General features: G+C 70.5%; 2 protein-coding genes. Both read right to left on the bottom strand.

The features are described 5' to 3' along the window. Positions 1 to 122: 122 nt before the first annotated feature. Entirely contained in the window at positions 123 to 932 is an 810-nt protein-coding gene (gene istB / locus LHA35_RS28080; RefSeq protein ID WP_226614793.1) for an IS21-like element helper ATPase IstB, read from the bottom strand. Continuing rightward, entirely contained in the window at positions 929 to 2,440 is a 1,512-nt protein-coding gene (gene istA, locus LHA35_RS28085) for an IS21 family transposase (protein WP_456316099.1), read from the bottom strand. The genes istB and istA overlap by 4 nt, the downstream gene beginning before the upstream one ends. Positions 2,441 to 2,628 lie beyond the last annotated feature (188 nt).

Below are 2,628 nucleotides of genomic sequence, written 5' to 3' on the forward strand. Positions count from 1 at the left end.
TGTGGCGCGACGATCTGGATGCGAGCAGCGCGACAATCAGGATGAGAGTCTGTGGTCGCGGCGGCTGGATGATTGTCGCGGCGCGACAGGTAGGCAAGCGGTTTTCGGGTGATGCGCGACAATCAGGATGAGGTGTTGATTGTCGCGCGAGTTGGCGGCCGACCTGGTCCGCGTTTCCGCTCGACAGCGGTTCGCCTGCGATAGCTCTCGACGTTCATCTCGAAGATCGTCGCGTGATGAACCAGGCGATCTACGGCGGCGAGCGTCATGACCTGGTCCGGGAAGATCCGGTGCCATTCGCCGAAAGGCTGGTTTGAGGTGATGAGCAGCGACCGGCGTTCGTAGCGAGCGGCGATGAGCTCGAAGATGACGCTGGTTTCCGCTTGGTCCTTCGTGACGTAGGCGATGTCGTCGAGGATCAGCAGGTGGTACTTGTCGAGCTTGGCGATGGCGGCCTCGAGTTGGAGATCGCGTCGGGCGGCCTGGAGTTTCTGCACCAGGTCGGTGGTGCGGGTGAACAGGACGCGCCAGCCGTTCTCGATCAGGGCGAGGCCGAGGGCGGCCGCGAGATGCGACTTCCCGGTGCCTGGCGGCCCGAAAGCCAGCAAGTTGGCGCCCTTCTCCAGCCAACTGTCGCCCGCGGCGAGGGCCATGATCTGCGCCTTGCTGAGCATGGGCACGGCCTCGAAGTCGAAGCTGTCGAGGGTCTTTCCGGGTGGCAGCCGGGCCTCCTCGAGATGGCGCTGGATGCGGCGGTTGGCGCGCTCGGCGATCTCGTGCTCGGCGAGGGCTGCGAGGAAGCGCGCAGCGGGCCAGCCTTCCTTGTCGGCGCGGGCGGCAAGCTCGGGCCAGACCAGCTTGATGGCGGGCAGTCGAAGATCGTTGAGGGCGAGCGACAGGCGGCCGGCGTCGATGGGATCGGTGGCGGTCATGCCGCGTCTCCCGCGCTGCTGGTTGCCAGGCCCTCATAGGCGCTGAGGTCGGGGTGGCGGATGGTGACCGCGGGCAGCGCCGCGGCGTCGGGCACGAAGCGGGCGCGGATCGCCGCCATGTCGGGCAGTCGACCGGCATCGAGGTCGGCCTCGATCAGCCCCGCGAGTTCCGCCTCGCAGGCGCGCTCATGGGCGAGCGCCAGCAGTTCCACGGCGAGGCGGCAGGCCATGCGGTCGGGGAGCACGGCACGCATCGCCGCGAAGGCGCGGGCGTAGGCGGCGCGCGGAAAGAGGCTGTCGCGGTAGACCAGGCCCAGCAGGGCCATTGGCTTGCGGCGCAGGGCGTGGATGACGTGCCGGTAGTCGACCACGTGGCCATGCCGGCCGTCCGGGTGCGATCGGCCGCGGGGCAGCGTGAACTGGGGGGTGCCGCCGAGGAAGACCTCCAGCCGGTCGTCGAACAGCCGGACGCGCAGGCGGTGCCCGATCAGGCGCGAGGGGACGCTGTAGAACACCTTGCGCAGCGTGAACCCGCTCGAGGAGGTGACGGTGACGACCGCCTCCTCATGGTCGGTGGTACGCCGGGCGGGCAAGTCCTGCAGGGCCTCGCGCTCGAGGGCGATGCGCGGCGCGATACGGGCATTGTGCCGCCCGACCACCTCGTCGACGAAGGCGCGATAGGCGGCGAGTTCGGGGAAGTCGCGCGAGCCACGCAGCAGCAGCGCGTCGGCGATGGCCGCCTTGAGGTGGCCATGCGCGCTCTCAATAGCGCCGTTCTCGTGAGCGATCCCTGGGTTGTTGCGGCTGGGCTGCATGCCGTAGTGGGCGCAGAGCGCGTCGTAGCGCCGGGTCAGATCCTCCTGCGCGTCGTGGCCGAGGTTGCGGAAAGCGGCCGAGAGGCTGTCGCTGCGGTGTTCCAGCGGCGCGCCGCCCAGTGCCCAGAGCGCGTTCTGCAGCCCCCCGGCGAGGGCGACGTAGCTCTCGCCGCCGAGGACGACATGGGCGTGCTCGAAGCCCGAATAGGGCAGGCGGAAGTGGTAGAGCCGATGCTCAAGGGGCACGCCGGCGATGGTCACGGCGAGCTCGCGCATGTCGGTGAAGTCCGACAGGCCGAGGCGGCCGGGCTGGTGGACCTGGCGGAAGATCACCTCCTGCTCCGGCCCGTGCACGGCTCGCCAGGCCCGGATGCGGCGCTCCAGCGTGCGGCGGATGCCGGCGCCGAGCTCGGGATGGCGGCGCCGCATCTCGTCGAAGACGGCGATCGGGCGCAGCCCGGGGGCGGCCTGCAGCAGCGGCACCACCTCGCTCTCCCAGATCACCGCCAGCGGGTCCGGCCGGCGCCGCCCCCGCGGCACGGCACGGTCCGAGGGCGGGCGGGGATCTCCCTCGATCCGATAGGCGGTGGCGGTGCTGAACCCCGCTTTGGCAGCGGCGACCGGCACGGGCTCGGTCCGGCGAAGCGTCATGTACAGCCTCATCTGGCGGTCGGTGACATGGCGGCCGGGCACCGGCAGACCCCTTGCAGCGAAGGAGGCCATTCCGATGCCGTCCGGCCGCGACCGCCAGCCGCCCGCCCCAGAACGGGTGGGCGCTCGCCTGCATGGCCCCGCCGGTCGGGCTACGCCCTCCCGACGGCGCCATGCAGGCGTTTCTCATCCAGATCGCCGCGCGTTCTCACCCTGATCGCCGCGCAGCA

Origin of the sequence: Roseicella aerolata (assembly GCF_020523605.1) — a bacterium.
GTDB lineage: Bacteria > Pseudomonadota > Alphaproteobacteria > Acetobacterales > Acetobacteraceae > Paracraurococcus > Paracraurococcus aerolatus.

Excerpts from the sequence above, each read along its gene's own strand:
- istB (WP_226614793.1), bottom strand. The coding sequence starts at position 932 with ATGACCGCCACCGATCCCATCGACGCCGGCCGCCTGTCGCTCGCCCTC.